Raw genomic sequence first — 13,312 nt, 5'->3', positions numbered from 1 at the left:
GCCCGAGCCCGCCGCTTGGGCGGTGCCTGGCTCTTGTGTGTGCCACCCCCCTCTCTTTATAGTCGGTAAGACCATAAAGAGAGGGGGGTGGTGTGCGTGCAGGGCTATGACAAGTACGCCTTCGAGCCCTTCGCCGTCACCGTCGATCTGGCCGTATTCACGATCCGGGACGGCGCGCTGAGGGTGCTGCTCGTCGAGCGGGGACAGGACCCGTACGCGGGACGCCTGGCGCTGCCCGGCGGTTTCGTCCTGCCCGACGAGTCCGCGGAGACGGCGGCGGCGCGCGAACTGGCCGAGGAGACCGGCCTGTCCGATGTCACCGGACTGCACCTGGAACAGCTGCGCACCTACAGCGACCCGGACCGCGACCCCCGCATGCGGGTCGTCTCCGTCGCGTTCGCGGCACTGGTGCCCGATCCGCCCGAGGTGCGCGGGGGCGGCGACGCCGCGCGCGCGGACTGGCTGCCGTACGGCACGGGCGCGTACGGCCCGCTCGCCTTCGACCACGACCGGATCCTCACCGACGCGCACGACCGCGTCGGCGCAGGCATCGAGAACACCTGCCTGGCCACGGCCTTCTGCCCGCCCGAGTTCACCCTCGGCGAGCTGCGGGGTGTCTATGAAGCGGTGTGGGGCGCCGGCCTCGACCCCGCCAACTTCCGGCGCAAGGTCCTCGCCACCCCTGGCTTCGTCGAACCGGTGCACGGTGCCGCCCGGCTCACCGGCGGCCGCGGGAAACCCGCCGCGCTCTACAAGGCAGGGCCCGCCACCGCCCTGCACCCGCCCCTGCTCAGGCCCCCCGCGGAAGGACGACCCTCATGACGAAGCGTGCGGCGACCGGCTCTCTCATAGGGCTCGCCCTGGGGGACGCGCTCGGCTTCCCGACCGAGTTCAACGACGTGCCGTCGATCCTCGCCAAGTGCGGGCCCTGGCGGCAGATGGCCCTGACCAGGCCCGCCATCGTCAGCGACGACACCCAGATGACGCTCGCCCTCGGGCGCGGCCTGCGCACCTCGATGGACCGCGGTGTGCTCGCGCCGCTGCGCATGACGCGGCCCGTGCGCGAGGAGTTCATCGACTGGTACCAGTCGCCCGAGAACAACCGCGCCCCCGGCAACACCTGCCTCCAGGCCTGCGACCTCCTCACGCGCGGCAAGCCCTGGCAGGAGGCCAGCCGCATCGGGTCCAAGGGCTGCGGTGCCAACATGCGCGTCGCACCGGTCGGCCTCGCCCCCGGCCTCAGCGACGAACAGCGCGCGGGAGCCGCCCAGTTGCAGTCCGGACTCACCCACGGCCACCCCACGGCCCTCGCCGCGTCCGACCTCACCGCGCACGCCGTCCACCTCCTTGCCCAAGGCGCGGAGCCGACCGGACTCGTCGGGATGCTGCGCTCGTACGCGTACGAGAACCGGCAGAAGTACCACGAGGCCTGGCTCGGCGACCTGTGGGCGCACGCCGCCGATCCGGACCCGGAGCACTTCATCGCCCGCGGCTGGGACGACTGCCTGGCCGCGCTCGAACGGCTCCAGGCGGCGCTGGCCTCGCCGTCGCCCGAGACCGACCCGTGCCTGGCCACCGGGGCGGGCTGGATCGCCGAGGAGTCGCTCGCCACCGGCCTGCTCTGCTTCCTGCTCTTCGTCGACGAACCCGTCACCGCCCTGCGCCGCGCCGCCTGTACCTCGGGCGACTCGGACTCGATCGCCTGCCTCACGGGGGCTTTCGCCGGGGCGTACCTGGGCGACGAGGTGTGGCCGGCGGACTGGTCGGAACGGATCGAGTACCGGAGCGACCTGCTGTCGCTCGGCGCGCTCTGGGACGGCTGATCGATGACGGCGGACGAAGCCATGACGACGTACGGGTCCCCGCCGGCGGGCGACACGGGCGCCCTGCGTGCCGCGGGCGTGCCCGACGCCGAGCTCGGGCGGATCGTCGCCGAGCAGGCTGACCCGCTGCTGTTCGCGACGGTCTCGGGGGCGCACCTCTACGGGTTTCCCTCCCGGGACTCCGACATCGACCTGCGCGGTGTCCACCTGCTGCCCGTCGAGGCGCTCGTCGGACTGCGCGAGCCGGAGGAGACCCGGACCCGGATGTGGGACACCGACGGTCTCGAGATGGACCTCGTCACCCATGACCTGCGCAAGTTCGTCCGCCTGCTGCTCCGGCGCAACGGTTACGTGCTGGAGCAGCTGCTCTCCCCGCTCGTCGTGCACACCACCGACGCCCACGCCGAACTCGCGGCGCTCGCGCCCGGTGTCCTCACCCCGCACCACGCCCACCACTACCGGGGCTTCGCCAACACCCAGTGGCGCCTGTTCGACAGGACGCAGGAGCTCAAGCCGCTGCTGTACACGTTCCGGGCACTGCTCACCGGCATCTTCCTTATGCGCACCGGTGAGGTGCAGGCCCATCTGCCCACGCTCCTGGGCGAGTTGGAGGCGCCTTCATATCTGCCGGAGCTGATCGCGGCGAAGGCGGAGGCGGAGCACGGGGCGGCCGTCGTCGGCCACGCGCGCGTGGCCGACGACATGGAGGCGCTGCACGCCGTCCTCGACGCCGCGCAGGAGGGCTCAGCGCTGCCGGACGCCCCGACCGTCCACGACGCCCTGCACGATCTCGTCGTACGGCTCCGGCTGAAGGGCTGACGCCCGTCGGACGTCGATCAGGAAGTCCGCCACCCGCGCCCGGTCCGGCTCGGCCGGCAGCGGGGTGCGGACGGCGGCCTCCTCCGCCTCGGCGCCCAGGCGCGCCATCCGGGCCACCACGCCGTCCCAGGAAACCTCGCCCCGCTTCACCGCGAGCAGCGCCGCACGGTCCTCACCCACGTCGAGGGTCAGCCGGCCGGTGCGGAGCAGATCGCGGCAGGAGGCGAGGAGCCGCAACAGATGCATCGCGTGCTTCCAGCGCGGAGCGCCGTACTGGCGGACATCGGCGTCGAGCTTCTTGCGCTGGCCCAGCGCGTAGCCCGTGAACGTGGCGTGGACCTGCTGGGACAGGAACGCCTCACGCAGGTCCAGCAGTTCGCGACCGGTGTCGGTGACGTGCTCGACGAGCGGTGAGTGCAGGCACTCCAGGATGTTCGGATTGGCCCGCAGGGCGAGCTCGCAGAAGCGCTCCAGTTCCCAGGAGAACTGCTCGTCCGCCGGACCGTCGACATGCGTCGGCGGCTTCTCGAACCGCCAGAACATCGGCGTCGGTGCCACGAAGACGCCCCGGCGGTCGGTGTCGCTGCCGTCCGTGGCCAGGCCGAACGCCCGCGACCCCATCACGCAGGAGTAGATCGTGTGGTCGCGCACCAGGTCGAGGGCCTCTGCCATGGACGGAGCGTACGGGCTGCGCCCGGCCGGGGCGGAGCGGATTTCCGGCGTCCGTGATCTTCGGGAGGGCGGGGGCCGGCGAGGGCCGCCTGAGTGGCGATCGAGTGTGGTTCGGGTCACATTGGCAGGGTCCGTGGACTCCGGAAGCGGGCCCACGCAAGACTCCAAGAACCTCCCGAAAGGCGTGACCATGGCGGGTAACAACGATCTGGGAAGCCTGCTCAGCGGCCTCCTCGGTGACAAGGCGGGCGGCTCGGCGGGCGGGGTCCTGACCTCGCTCCTGGCCGCGTTCGCCAAGAGCCAGGGCGGCTCGGCGGGCGGCAATCCGCTGGGCGGCCTCCTGGAGACACTCGCCAAGTCGGGCCTCGGCGGGCAGGCGCAGTCCTGGGTCGGCACCGGCTCGAACGAGCAGCTGACCCCGGACCAGGTCAAGGAGGCCCTGCCGGACGCCACGCTCCAGAAGGTGGCGGCCGAGTCGGGCGTCAGCCCGGACCAGGCGGCGCACGACATCGCGAGCGCCCTGCCCACGGCCGTCGACAAGCTGACCCCGCAGGGCGAGGTGCCGAGCGTCTCGCTCGACGAGCTGGTCAAGGCGCAGAAGCTCTGAGCCAGCGCACCGCATCGCACCCCAGCGCGGCGCCCCGTCTCGGCAGGCGGGCGCCGCGCGCCGGTGTCCGGGGGGCTGGCTAGGCTTGGCACCTCATCAGCCTGTACGTACGCGAGCAAGGAGCGACACCGTGGCGGTACGAGCGGTCCGGGGCGCCGTCCAACTCGAACGGGACGAAGCCGGACACATGGACGAGCAGGTCAGCGAGCTGCTCACCGCCATCCTCGAGCGGAACGCGCTGACCTCCGACGACCTGATCTCGATCTGGTTCACGGCCACCCCCGATCTGCACTCCGACTTCCCGGCCGCCGCCGCGCGCAAGCTGGGCATCGTCGACGTGCCGCTGATCTGCGCGCAGGAGCTCGACATCGAGGGAGCGCTGCCGCGCGTCGTGCGCGTCCTCGCCCATATCGAGTCCGAGCTGCCGAAGTCCGGGATCGCGCACGTGTACCTCGGTGCCGCGGCCGCCCTGCGCAAGGACATCGCCCAGTGAGAACCGCCCTCGTCATCGGCACCGGTCTCATCGGTACCTCCGCCGCCCAGGCGCTCGCCTCGCGCGGCGTGCACGTCCACCTCGCCGACCACGACCCGACGCAGGCCCGCACCGCCGCCGCACTCGGAGCCGGCACCGACGAGGCGCCCGAGGGACCCGTGGACCTGTGTCTGGTGGCCGTGCCGCCCGCGCACGTCGCGACGACCCTGGCCGACGCGATGCGGCGCGGAGTGGCCCGCGGGTACCTCGACGTCGCCAGCGTCAAGGGCGGCCCGCGCCGCGATCTTGAGGCACTCGGCCTCGACCTCAGCCCCTACATCGGTACGCACCCCATGTCGGGCCGCGAGCGCAGCGGGCCCCTGGCGGCCACCGCGGATCTCTTCGAGGGCCGCCCCTGGGTGCTGACCCCCACCCGCGACACCGACACCGAGGTCCTGAACCTCGCGCTGGAACTGGTCGCGCTGTGCCGGGCCGTCCCCGTCGTCATGGACGCGGACGCCCACGACCGCGCGGTCGCCCTCGTCTCCCACATGCCGCACCTGGTCTCCAGCATGGTCGCGGCGCGCCTTGAGCACGCCGAGGAGTCGGCCGTACGCCTGTGCGGCCAGGGCATCCGGGATGTGACGCGCATCGCGGGCTCCGACCCCCGCATGTGGATCGACATCCTCTCCGCGAACCCGGGCCCGGTCGCCGACCTGCTCTCCGCGGTCTCCGCCGACATCGACGAGACGGTGAGCGCCCTGCGCTCCCTCCAGTCCTCGGACGAGGCGAAGCGGAGCGAGGGCGTCACCGGCATCGGGGAAGTCCTGCGCCGCGGGAACGCGGGCCAGGTCCGCGTCCCCGGAAAGCACGGCGCGGCCCCGGCGGCGTACGACACCGTGGCGGTCCTCATCTCCGACCAGCCCGGCGAGCTGGCCCGGATCTTCGCCGACGCGGGCGCCGCGGGCGTCAACGTGGAGGACGTCCGCATCGAGCACGCGACCGGCCAGCAGGCGGGCTTCGTCCAGTTGCTGGTCCAGCCGGCCGCGGCCCCGAAACTGACGGCCGCGCTGCGCGACCGCGGCTGGGCGATGCGCCAGTAGGGCCTGTCGTCAGGGGCTGTAAGGGCAGGGTGCCTGAGCCAGTAACCTTGTGCGGGGCGCCTTTGCGCCCCGCCTCCCTGTCCCGTGCACTGAGAAAGGTGTCCGCAGCCCCGTGGAAACCGCCGCAACCGCCGCAAGCGCCGCCCCGGCAGCAGTGATCGTCGCCATCGACGGCCCCTCCGGCACGGGCAAGTCGAGCACCTCGAAGGCCGTCGCCGCCCAGCTCGGGCTCAGCTACCTGGACACCGGCGCCCAGTACCGGGCGATCACCTGGTGGATGGTGAACAACGGCATAGACCTGACCGACCCGACGGCCATCGCCGCCGTGGCCGGCAAGGCCGAGATCGTCTCCGGCACCGACCCGTCCGCCCCGACGATCACGGTCGACGGTGTCGACGTCGCCGCTCCCATCCGCACCACCGAGGTCACCTCGAAGGTCAGCGCCGTCAGCGCCGTCCCCGAGGTGCGTGCCCGCATCACCGAGCTGCAGCGCTCCATCGCCGCCTCGGCGGAGCTGGGCATCGTCGTCGAGGGCCGTGACATCGGTACGACCGTCCTGCCCGACGCCGACCTGAAGATCTTCCTCACCGCGTCGCCGGAGGCCCGCGCGGCCCGCCGCAGCGGTGAGCTCAAGGGCGCCGACGTGAAGGCGACCCAGGAGGCCCTGATCAAGCGGGACGCCGCGGACTCCAGCCGCAAGACGTCCCCGCTGGCCAAGGCCGGCGACGCCGTCGAGGTGGACACCTCCGAGCTCACGCTCCAGCAGGTCATCGAGTGCGTCGTCACCCTCATCGGGGAGAAGCGGGCAGCGAAGTGACCGCGGCTTCCCCCTCGGAAAGAGGCGCGGAGGTCGGCCGCCGCATCGGGGTCGGCCTCATGTACGGGCTGTGGAAGCCCCGCGTCCTCGGCGCCTGGAAGGTCCCCGCGACCGGCCCGGTGATCCTGGCCGTCAACCACGCGCACAACGTCGACGGTCCGATGGTCATGGGCGTCGCGCCCAGGCCGACGCACTTCCTGATCAAGAAGGAAGCGTTCATCGGACCGCTCGGCACGTTCCTGGGCGCCATCGGCCAGGTCGAGGTGGACCGGTCGACGGCGGACCGTACGGCGATCACGCGTGCGCTGAGCGTGCTCGACGAGGGGGGAGTCCTCGGGATCTTCCCGGAGGGCACCCGAGGGGGCGGCGACTTCGCCTCCCTGCGGGCCGGTCTCGCCTACTTCGCCGTGCGCAGTGGGGCGCCCATCGTGCCGGTGGCGGTCCTGGGAAGCACGAAGGGGCGCGGCCGGTTGATAAAGGCGCTGCCGCCACTGCGCAGCCGCGTCGACGTCGTCTTCGGGGACCCGTTCCCGGCGGGCGACGGCAGCGGGCGGCGTACGCGCAAGGCGCTGGACGAGGCGACCGTGCGCATCCAGGAGCGGCTCACCGCCCACCTGGAAAACGCCAGGCGCCTCACCGGCCACTGAGCGAGACTTTCAGTAGTGGACCGCCGTAAGTGATCAGACGGTCCACCGATCACCACGATGAACGACGAGGTACGGACTTCATGAACGACCAGATCCAGCCGGAGGGCTCGGCCGAGCACGAGCACGGGGCCCTTGGCGACGCGGAGTACGCGGAGTTCATGGAGCTCGCCGCGGTAGAGGGCTTCGACATCGAGGACGTCGAGGGCGCGATCGAGGAGGCGGGCCACGGCCCGCTGCCCGCGCTCGCCGTCGTCGGCCGCCCCAACGTCGGCAAGTCGACCCTGGTGAACCGCATCATCGGCCGCCGCGAGGCCGTGGTCGAGGACAAGCCGGGCGTCACCCGCGACCGCGTCTCGTACGAGGCCGAGTGGGCGGGCCGCCGCTTCCGGCTCGTCGACACGGGCGGCTGGGAGCAGGACGTCCTCGGCATCGACGCGTCCGTGGCCGCGCAGGCCGAGTACGCGATCGAGACCGCCGACGCGGTCGTCTTCGTCGTCGACGCGACGGTCGGCCCGACGGACACCGACCTCGCGGTCGTACGGCTGCTGCGCAAGGCCGGCAAGCCGGTCGTGCTGTGCGCCAACAAGGTGGACGGGCCGAGCGGCGAGGCGGACGCCACCGCCCTGTGGTCCCTCGGTCTCGGCGAGCCGTACCCGGTCTCGGCCCTGCACGGCCGCGGCACCGGCGACATGCTGGACGCCGTCATCGAGGCGCTCCCCGACGCCCCGGCGCAGACCTTCGGCACCGCGATCGGCGGCCCCCGCCGCATCGCCCTCATCGGCCGCCCGAACGTCGGCAAGTCCTCCCTCCTGAACAAGGTGGCGAACGAGGACCGCGTCGTCGTGAACGAACTGGCGGGCACCACCCGCGACCCGGTCGACGAGCTGATCGAACTCGGCGGCAAGACCTGGAAGTTCGTCGACACGGCGGGCATCCGCAAGCGGGTCCACCTCCAGCAGGGCGCGGACTACTACGCCTCGCTGCGCACCGCCGCTGCCGTCGAGAAGGCGGAGGTCGCGGTCATCCTGATCGACGCGTCCGAGTCGATCTCGATCCAGGACCAGCGCATCGTGACGATGGCCGTCGAGGCGGGCCGCGCGATCGTCGTCGCGTACAACAAGTGGGACACGCTCGACGAGGAGCGGCGCTACTACCTGGAGCGCGAGATCGAGACGGAGCTCGCGCAGGTCGCGTGGGCGCCCCGGGTGAACGTGTCGGCGACGACCGGGCGCCACATGGAGAAGCTCGTCCCCGCGATCGAGACGGCACTCGACGGCTGGGAGACGCGCGTTCCGACGGGCCGGCTCAACGCTTTCCTGGGTGAGCTGGTGGCCTCGCACCCGCACCCGATCCGCGGCGGCAAGCAGCCCCGCATCCTCTTCGGTACGCAGGCCGGCACGAAGCCGCCGCGGTTCGTGCTCTTCGCCTCCGGCTTCATCGAGGCCGGCTACCGGCGGTACGTGGAGCGGCGCCTTCGCGAGGAGTTCGGTTTCGAGGGGACGCCGATCCACATTTCGGTCCGGGTGCGCGAGAAGCGCGGCCGCAAGAAGTGAGCTAGCGCCTAGCGTTCGCGGCGTGGACCGGGCGGCAGTGCGGCAGGGAGGTTGCTCCCGGTGCTGTGCTGCCGCCCGTTCGTGTTCCAGGAGCCGGTCGGCGGCGAGCTGTGGACGTGCTGCGGTTCGTGGTACGACGCGCTGTGCCGGCCGCTGGTGCTGTGGTGCACGGCGTACAGGCTCGAGCCGAACGCGGAGAACGAGAGGTTCTCCTCGCCGCTGCGGTCGCCCGGCAGGGCCCGGAAGGACCGGCGGTACTCCGCGTACAGGGCGTCGTAGATCGGTGTGGCCGAGCGGCCACCCGCCGATTCGTGCGTCCCGCGCATGGCGGGGATCGGGGTCGGATACTGCGGGCGGCGAGGGAGGTCGTATGCGTGCACGTAGGTGCCAACGAACCGCACACCCTCACGGATGCGGCCCCTGTTGCGCTTTCGCAGGCCGAGGGGGGTGCGAGCGGCGCACGCGGAGGTGCACGGAACGGCGTCCGGGGGCCGGGTGCGACCGTGGGCCGGGCACACGCCCGGCCCACGGTCACCTCGGCTCGTGACGGAACGTCACGTACCGGCCAGCGGCATCGTCGCGCCGACGAGCAGCCCGTTCGCCGCGGCCTTGTCGAGGGCGTCGCGGAGCAGGTCCTCGCGGGGCTGGCGGCCGATCGTGCCGGACGGGGCGGCGAAGACGAGGACGGAGTTCGTCTTGTTCGCCGCGGCGCGCCAGCTGTCGGTGACGTGCAGCGGCTGGTGCGCCTGCCACCACGCGACCTGACCCAGACCGGCGGTGCCGGGCTGCAGTACGGCGTGCAGCTGGCCCATGGCGAGCAGCACGGACCAGCCGTGCAGCACCGGCGGCACCTGGCCGACCTGGGCGGTCGGCGTGAAGCCCTGCTCCACGAGGAGGGTCAGGAACTCGTCCATGCCGCTCGTCGCGCCGGGGCGGGCGATCGGCCCGGTCGGCTCGACGACGAGCGCGGGGTGCAGCTCACCTGCGATCAGGACGAGCCCGCTGGTCACGCCGAGCACGGCCTGCTGCGGCTGCGGGGCGGCCTGCCCGGGAATGGGCTGCGCCGCGGGGGAGGGGACGGGGGACGCCGCGGCGGGTGCGCCGCCGTCGCCGGTGATGGAACGTACGGCTCCCTGCAACTGCTCCTCGGACACCTGGACGACCTGCGAGGGCAGGCAGGTGGAGTGGGCGAAGGCGAGGACGGCGGTCTCGTCGCCGATGAACAGGACGGTGCTGGTGCGCTCCTGTTCCGAATCGCCCGGAGTACGGCAGGACGTGCAGTCGTACGTGCCCGGGGCGTTCTCTCCGGCGAGCAGCCGGTCGGCTTCTGCGTCGCCGATCTCGGCGCGTACGTCGTCGCTGACGTCGAGCATGCGCGGCACGGGTGGCTCCTCGGATTCGGTGTATTGCTGCGTCGAATGCGGCCGGGCGGCCCCCGGCTCATAAAGAAGACAACGGATGATCTGTGCCGGGGGTCACGCCCGGAAGGGGACGGAATCGACCCATCCACCGCACGGCGCGAACCGGTGGTCGGAATCAATCGCTCCACATCAACTCCCTTTGGGCGCAGGGGGATTGATGCAGGGAGGCGGGTTCCAGGTCGTCATGCCCACAGGTCGACAAATCCTGAAATCGTGCAATGAAGCAGGTGGCTGAAAATAGTCGTTGGCGCATATGCGTCTTCCGCGGTCCGGGTGGCGGCCGACCGGGTGGGGCCGGGTCCGGCGCCGGGCGCGGCTCGGCGGAGGCGTGTGCTCGTCTGCCTAGCGTGACGCGATGCGCCCCATGCCCGTGATCCGCAAGCGCCCCGCACGCCGCTTCCTTCTCGCAGCCCTGCCGGCCCTGTTCACCGCCCTGCTCACCCCCGCGGCCGCCGCCTCGCCGGCACTGGATCCCGGCCCCGGGCATCTGAACCTCGATGTGTCCGAGTGCGTCAAGGACCAGTGGCCGTGGGGCTGCCTGGCCGAATGCGAGAGCACCGGGCGCTGGCACATCAACAGCGGCAACGGCTACTACGGAGGGCTGCAGTTCTGGCAGTCCACCTGGGAGGAGTACGGCGGCCTCATGTACGCCCCGCGCGCGGACCTCGCGACGCGCGCCGAGCAGATCGCGGTCGCCGAGAAGGTACTGGGCACCCAGGGCTGGCGTGCCTGGCCCGTCTGCTCCAAGGTCCTCAAGCTCGACGGTCGCGTCCATGTGGTCGAGCAGGGCGAGACCCTCAGCTCGATCGCCGCGCGCTACGAGGTCAAGGGCGGCTGGCAGGCGCTCTACGAGGCCAACGAGCAGATGGTCGGCAACCGTCCCGACCGCCTCAACAGCGGCACCGTGCTGCTCATCCCGAAGGCATCGGCCAAGAGCCTCAGCTGAGTTCGGAGGGCCTCACCGGCGAACGCGACGGCGCTGCGCCGCAGTTCGGGTGGGTCACTCAAGAGGGTGACGTCACGACGAACTGCTTCTTGGTATCTCAGCCCTCCTACCTGCCTTGATGTCGGAAAGCGTCAAAAGGTTCCACAAATCGTCTCTCAATCACGCATCCGTTCTGGAACAAGATGGTGATGAAGCCCAACCTCTGCCCCCGCATCCCTGTCTAACCACGCGGTAGGCGGACGAGACGGACTGTCCGCGAGGAACAGTGGAATACGGGGACGCATGCAGATTTCTTTCCTGATTCACAATGCGTACGGAATCGGAGGGACGATTCGGACGACGTACAACCTCGCGAACACGCTTGCCGAACAGCACGACGTCGAGGTGGTCTCCGTCCTGCGCCACCGTGACGACCCGGTTTTCAGGCCCGACCCGAGGGTCCGGGTCCGCCACCTCGTCGACATCCGCAAGGGCACCCCGGGCTACGAGGGCGGCAGCCCCGAATACCGCACCCCCGCCACGACGTTCCCGCGCGCCGAGGGCCGCTACGACCAGTACAACGCGCTCACCGACCGCCGGATCGCCGAGCACTTGCGCGCGGTCGACGCCGATGTCGTCGTCGGCACCCGCCCGGGACTCAATGTGCACCTGGCCCGCCAGACCCGGCGGGGCCCCCTGCGCGTCGGCCAGGAACACCTCACGCTCGACAGCCACCCGACCGCGCTGCGCAGGCAGTTGCGCGCGGTCTACCCGCGGCTCGACGCGCTCACCACGACCACGGAGGCCGACGCCCGGGCGTACCGCGCGAAGATGCGGCTGCCCGGCGTACGCATCGAGGCCGTGCCGAACCCCGTGCCCGCGCCGGGCGTCGAACCCGCGGACGGCTCGGGCAAGTGGGTCGTCGCGGCCGGCCGGCTCGCGCCGGTGAAGCGGTACGACCTGCTGGTCAGGGCCTTCGACCAGGTCCGCGCCGAGCGGCCCGACTGGCGCCTGCGGATCTACGGCAGCGGCAAGCAGAAGGACAAGCTCCGCGCCCTGATCGACGACCTCGGTCTGTACAACCACGTGTTCCTCATGGGTCCCGCCCATCCCATCGAACCGGAGTGGGCGAAAGGTTCCATCGCCGCCGTCACCTCCAGCCTGGAGTCGTTCGGCATGACCATCGTCGAGGCGATGCGCTGCGGCCTCCCGGTGGTCGCCACCGACTGTCCGCACGGCCCCGGCGAAATCATCGACAACGGTGTCGACGGGCGCCTCGTCGAGGTGGGCAACGTCGAGGCGATCTCCGGCGGCCTCCTCGAACTGATCAACAACGACGCGCTGCGCGCCCGGATGGCGAGCGCCGCGCTCAAGGACTCCGAGCGGTTCGACCCGGCGCACATCGCCGAGCGCTACGAATCGCTGTTCGGCTCGCTGACGGCCCGCCGCGGCGGAGACCTTCTGCACCGCACCCGCGGCGCGCTGCTCGGGGGCGCGTACGCGGTGCGGGACGCGGGACGCTCCGCGTTCACGGCCCAGGGAACCTCACAGAGAAAGGGGCGCACGGCATGACGCCGCCGACAGCTTCGGCAGACTTCTCGGCCTCGGCCGCCTCGGCCGCCTCGTCCGAGCCTTCCGTGGGCGACGGGGCCACGGCGCCCCGCGCCGACTGCATCGCCGACTCGGCGGGCGGTCTCACCTTCGACGTCACCGACCACGGCGGGCCCGACCCGGCTCATCTGGTCCTCACCGACCGGGACAGCGGCGAGGACGTGCGCCTGCCGCTGACCCCGGCGGGCGACGGCAGCCTGCGGGCGGCGCTGCCCAGCAGCGTCCGGCTGCCCGAGGGGCGCTGGGACGTCTTCGCGCAGGTGGCCGGCGAGGAGCCGCAGCGCCTGGCCCCCGGCCTCAACGACCTGCGGTCCCTCGTCGACCGCGTCCCCAGCGGCTCCCGCGGCTTCGTCGCCGTCCGCATCCCTTACGCGACCAAGCACGGCAACCTCACCGTGCGCAGCTGGTTGCGCGCCCCGCACGCCGAGGCGGGCGAACTGCTCATCGCGGACGGCGAGATGACGGTCCGCGGGCGCGTCTACGGCACCGCGATCACCCCCAAGGCGTACGCGGAGATACGTTCACGCAAGGACGGCGGGCCTGCCCTGCGCACCGAACTGACGCCGCGCGGCGAAGAGTTCACCTTCCGCGTCGGGTACGAGGAGCTGGACGCGGGACGCTGGGACCTGTGGGTGCGCCCGGAGGGCGAGGACGGACTCGCGGTACGCGTCGCCCGGCTCCTGGACGACGTCGCCGACAAGAAGCCGATCTTCACCTACCCGACCGCGCGTCTCGACACCGAGCGCGGCCGGATCGCGGTCGAGCCGTACTACACGAGCGACAACGACCTGGCGGTCCTCGTGACCACGGCCGCCGCCGAGTAGTCCGCGCGCGGCGCCCTT

The 13,312-nt window shown here is 71.7% G+C and carries 15 protein-coding genes; 12 read left to right on the top strand and 3 right to left on the bottom strand.

The window, feature by feature from the left end; genetic code table 11:
* The first annotated feature begins 90 nt into the window (after positions 1-90).
* The 3 genes from CG723_RS43035 to CG723_RS43025 are packed head-to-tail and all read left to right on the top strand — an operon-like array spanning position 91 to position 2,642.
* Entirely contained in the window at positions 91-822 is a 732-nt protein-coding gene (locus CG723_RS43035) for an NUDIX hydrolase (RefSeq protein ID WP_100599034.1), read from the top strand.
* Complete coding sequence (locus CG723_RS43030) at positions 819-1,823, top strand: ADP-ribosylglycohydrolase family protein (protein ID WP_100599005.1); 1,005 nt, start codon at positions 819-821, stop codon at positions 1,821-1,823. Before CG723_RS43035 ends, CG723_RS43030 begins: the two co-directional genes overlap by 4 nt.
* Before the next feature lie 3 nt (positions 1,824-1,826).
* The gene (locus CG723_RS43025) at positions 1,827-2,642 is read left to right on the top strand and encodes a nucleotidyltransferase domain-containing protein (protein WP_234374838.1); all 816 of its coding nucleotides are present in this window, start codon (positions 1,827-1,829) and stop codon (positions 2,640-2,642) included.
* Here the strand turns inward: CG723_RS43025 and CG723_RS43020 are convergent.
* Positions 2,568-3,314 carry a nucleotidyltransferase domain-containing protein gene (locus tag CG723_RS43020; RefSeq protein ID WP_100599004.1) on the bottom strand — a complete coding sequence of 249 codons (747 nt, stop codon included), beginning with the start codon at positions 3,312-3,314 and terminating at the stop codon, positions 2,568-2,570. The genes CG723_RS43025 and CG723_RS43020 overlap by 75 nt on opposite strands.
* Positions 3,315-3,504: 190 nt before the next feature.
* Here CG723_RS43020 and CG723_RS43015 point away from each other — a divergent pair, with 190 nt between their 5' ends.
* The 6 genes from CG723_RS43015 to der all read left to right on the top strand — a co-directional run bounded on the left by CG723_RS43015 (position 3,505) and on the right by der (position 8,513).
* The gene (locus CG723_RS43015; RefSeq protein WP_100599032.1) at positions 3,505-3,921 is read left to right on the top strand and encodes a YidB family protein; all 417 of its coding nucleotides are present in this window, start codon (positions 3,505-3,507) and stop codon (positions 3,919-3,921) included.
* A gap of 130 nt (positions 3,922-4,051) precedes the next feature.
* Entirely contained in the window at positions 4,052-4,414 is a 363-nt protein-coding gene (aroH, locus tag CG723_RS43010; protein WP_100599003.1) for a chorismate mutase, read from the top strand.
* Positions 4,411-5,496, top strand: coding sequence for a prephenate dehydrogenase (locus CG723_RS43005; protein WP_100599002.1), 1,086 nt, complete (start codon positions 4,411-4,413; stop codon positions 5,494-5,496). The genes aroH and CG723_RS43005 overlap by 4 nt, the downstream gene beginning before the upstream one ends.
* 112 nt (positions 5,497-5,608) lie before the next feature.
* Positions 5,609-6,313 (top strand): (d)CMP kinase, encoded by a 705-nt coding sequence (gene cmk / locus CG723_RS43000; RefSeq protein WP_100599001.1) that lies wholly within the window; start codon positions 5,609-5,611, stop codon positions 6,311-6,313.
* On the top strand, positions 6,271-6,960 hold the full coding sequence (locus CG723_RS42995) for a lysophospholipid acyltransferase family protein (RefSeq protein WP_442802645.1): 690 nt from the start codon (positions 6,271-6,273) through the stop codon (positions 6,958-6,960). The genes cmk and CG723_RS42995 overlap by 43 nt, the downstream gene beginning before the upstream one ends.
* Positions 6,961-7,040: 80 nt before the next feature.
* On the top strand, positions 7,041-8,513 hold the full coding sequence (der, locus tag CG723_RS42990; protein WP_100598999.1) for a ribosome biogenesis GTPase Der: 1,473 nt from the start codon (positions 7,041-7,043) through the stop codon (positions 8,511-8,513).
* Positions 8,514-8,521: 8 nt separating this feature from the next.
* On the opposite strand, the gene CG723_RS42985 is transcribed toward der, so the two are convergent.
* Together CG723_RS42985 and CG723_RS42980 are read right to left on the bottom strand one after the other, a co-directional pair.
* A complete protein-coding gene (locus CG723_RS42985; protein WP_442802644.1) occupies positions 8,522-8,839 on the bottom strand; it encodes a hypothetical protein in 318 nt (105 codons plus the stop codon).
* Positions 8,840-9,067: 228 nt separating this feature from the next.
* On the bottom strand, positions 9,068-9,895 hold the full coding sequence (locus CG723_RS42980) for a hypothetical protein (protein WP_100598998.1): 828 nt from the start codon (positions 9,893-9,895) through the stop codon (positions 9,068-9,070).
* Between the two features lie 394 nt (positions 9,896-10,289).
* Between CG723_RS42980 and CG723_RS42975 the strand changes: the two genes are divergently transcribed.
* The 3 genes from CG723_RS42975 (at position 10,290) to CG723_RS42965 (ending at position 13,294) form a co-directional block, all read left to right on the top strand.
* A complete protein-coding gene (locus CG723_RS42975; RefSeq protein ID WP_100598997.1) occupies positions 10,290-10,880 on the top strand; it encodes a LysM peptidoglycan-binding domain-containing protein in 591 nt (196 codons plus the stop codon).
* 282 nt (positions 10,881-11,162) lie between these two features.
* Positions 11,163-12,431 (top strand): glycosyltransferase family 4 protein, encoded by a 1,269-nt coding sequence (locus CG723_RS42970; RefSeq protein ID WP_100598996.1) that lies wholly within the window; start codon positions 11,163-11,165, stop codon positions 12,429-12,431.
* A complete protein-coding gene (locus CG723_RS42965; protein ID WP_234374837.1) occupies positions 12,428-13,294 on the top strand; it encodes a FixH family protein in 867 nt (288 codons plus the stop codon). The genes CG723_RS42970 and CG723_RS42965 overlap by 4 nt, the downstream gene beginning before the upstream one ends.
* Positions 13,295-13,312 lie beyond the last annotated feature (18 nt).

This window comes from Streptomyces sp. CB01635 (assembly GCF_002803065.1).
Classification (GTDB): domain Bacteria; phylum Actinomycetota; class Actinomycetes; order Streptomycetales; family Streptomycetaceae; genus Streptomyces.
Note: the sequence above shows the minus strand (reverse complement) of the source record. Positions and strands in the feature narration are given on the sequence as shown.

Bases quoted from the DNA above. Each gene is read 5' to 3' on its own strand.
- CG723_RS43030 (WP_100599005.1), top strand. From the start codon at position 819: ATGACGAAGCGTGCGGCGACCGGCTCTCTCATAGGGCTCGCCCTGGGG.
- CG723_RS43025 (WP_234374838.1), top strand. From the start codon at position 1,827: ATGACGGCGGACGAAGCCATGACGACGTACGGGTCCCCGCCGGCGGGC.
- CG723_RS43020 (WP_100599004.1), bottom strand. From the start codon at position 3,314: ATGGCAGAGGCCCTCGACCTGGTGCGCGACCACACGATCTACTCCTGC.
- CG723_RS43015 (WP_100599032.1), top strand. From the start codon at position 3,505: ATGGCGGGTAACAACGATCTGGGAAGCCTGCTCAGCGGCCTCCTCGGT.
- der (WP_100598999.1), top strand. From the start codon at position 7,041: ATGAACGACCAGATCCAGCCGGAGGGCTCGGCCGAGCACGAGCACGGG.
- CG723_RS42985 (WP_442802644.1), bottom strand. From the start codon at position 8,839: ATGCGCGGGACGCACGAATCGGCGGGTGGCCGCTCGGCCACACCGATC.
- CG723_RS42975 (WP_100598997.1), top strand. From the start codon at position 10,290: ATGCGCCCCATGCCCGTGATCCGCAAGCGCCCCGCACGCCGCTTCCTT.
- CG723_RS42970 (WP_100598996.1), top strand. From the start codon at position 11,163: ATGCAGATTTCTTTCCTGATTCACAATGCGTACGGAATCGGAGGGACG.
- CG723_RS42965 (WP_234374837.1), top strand. From the start codon at position 12,428: ATGACGCCGCCGACAGCTTCGGCAGACTTCTCGGCCTCGGCCGCCTCG.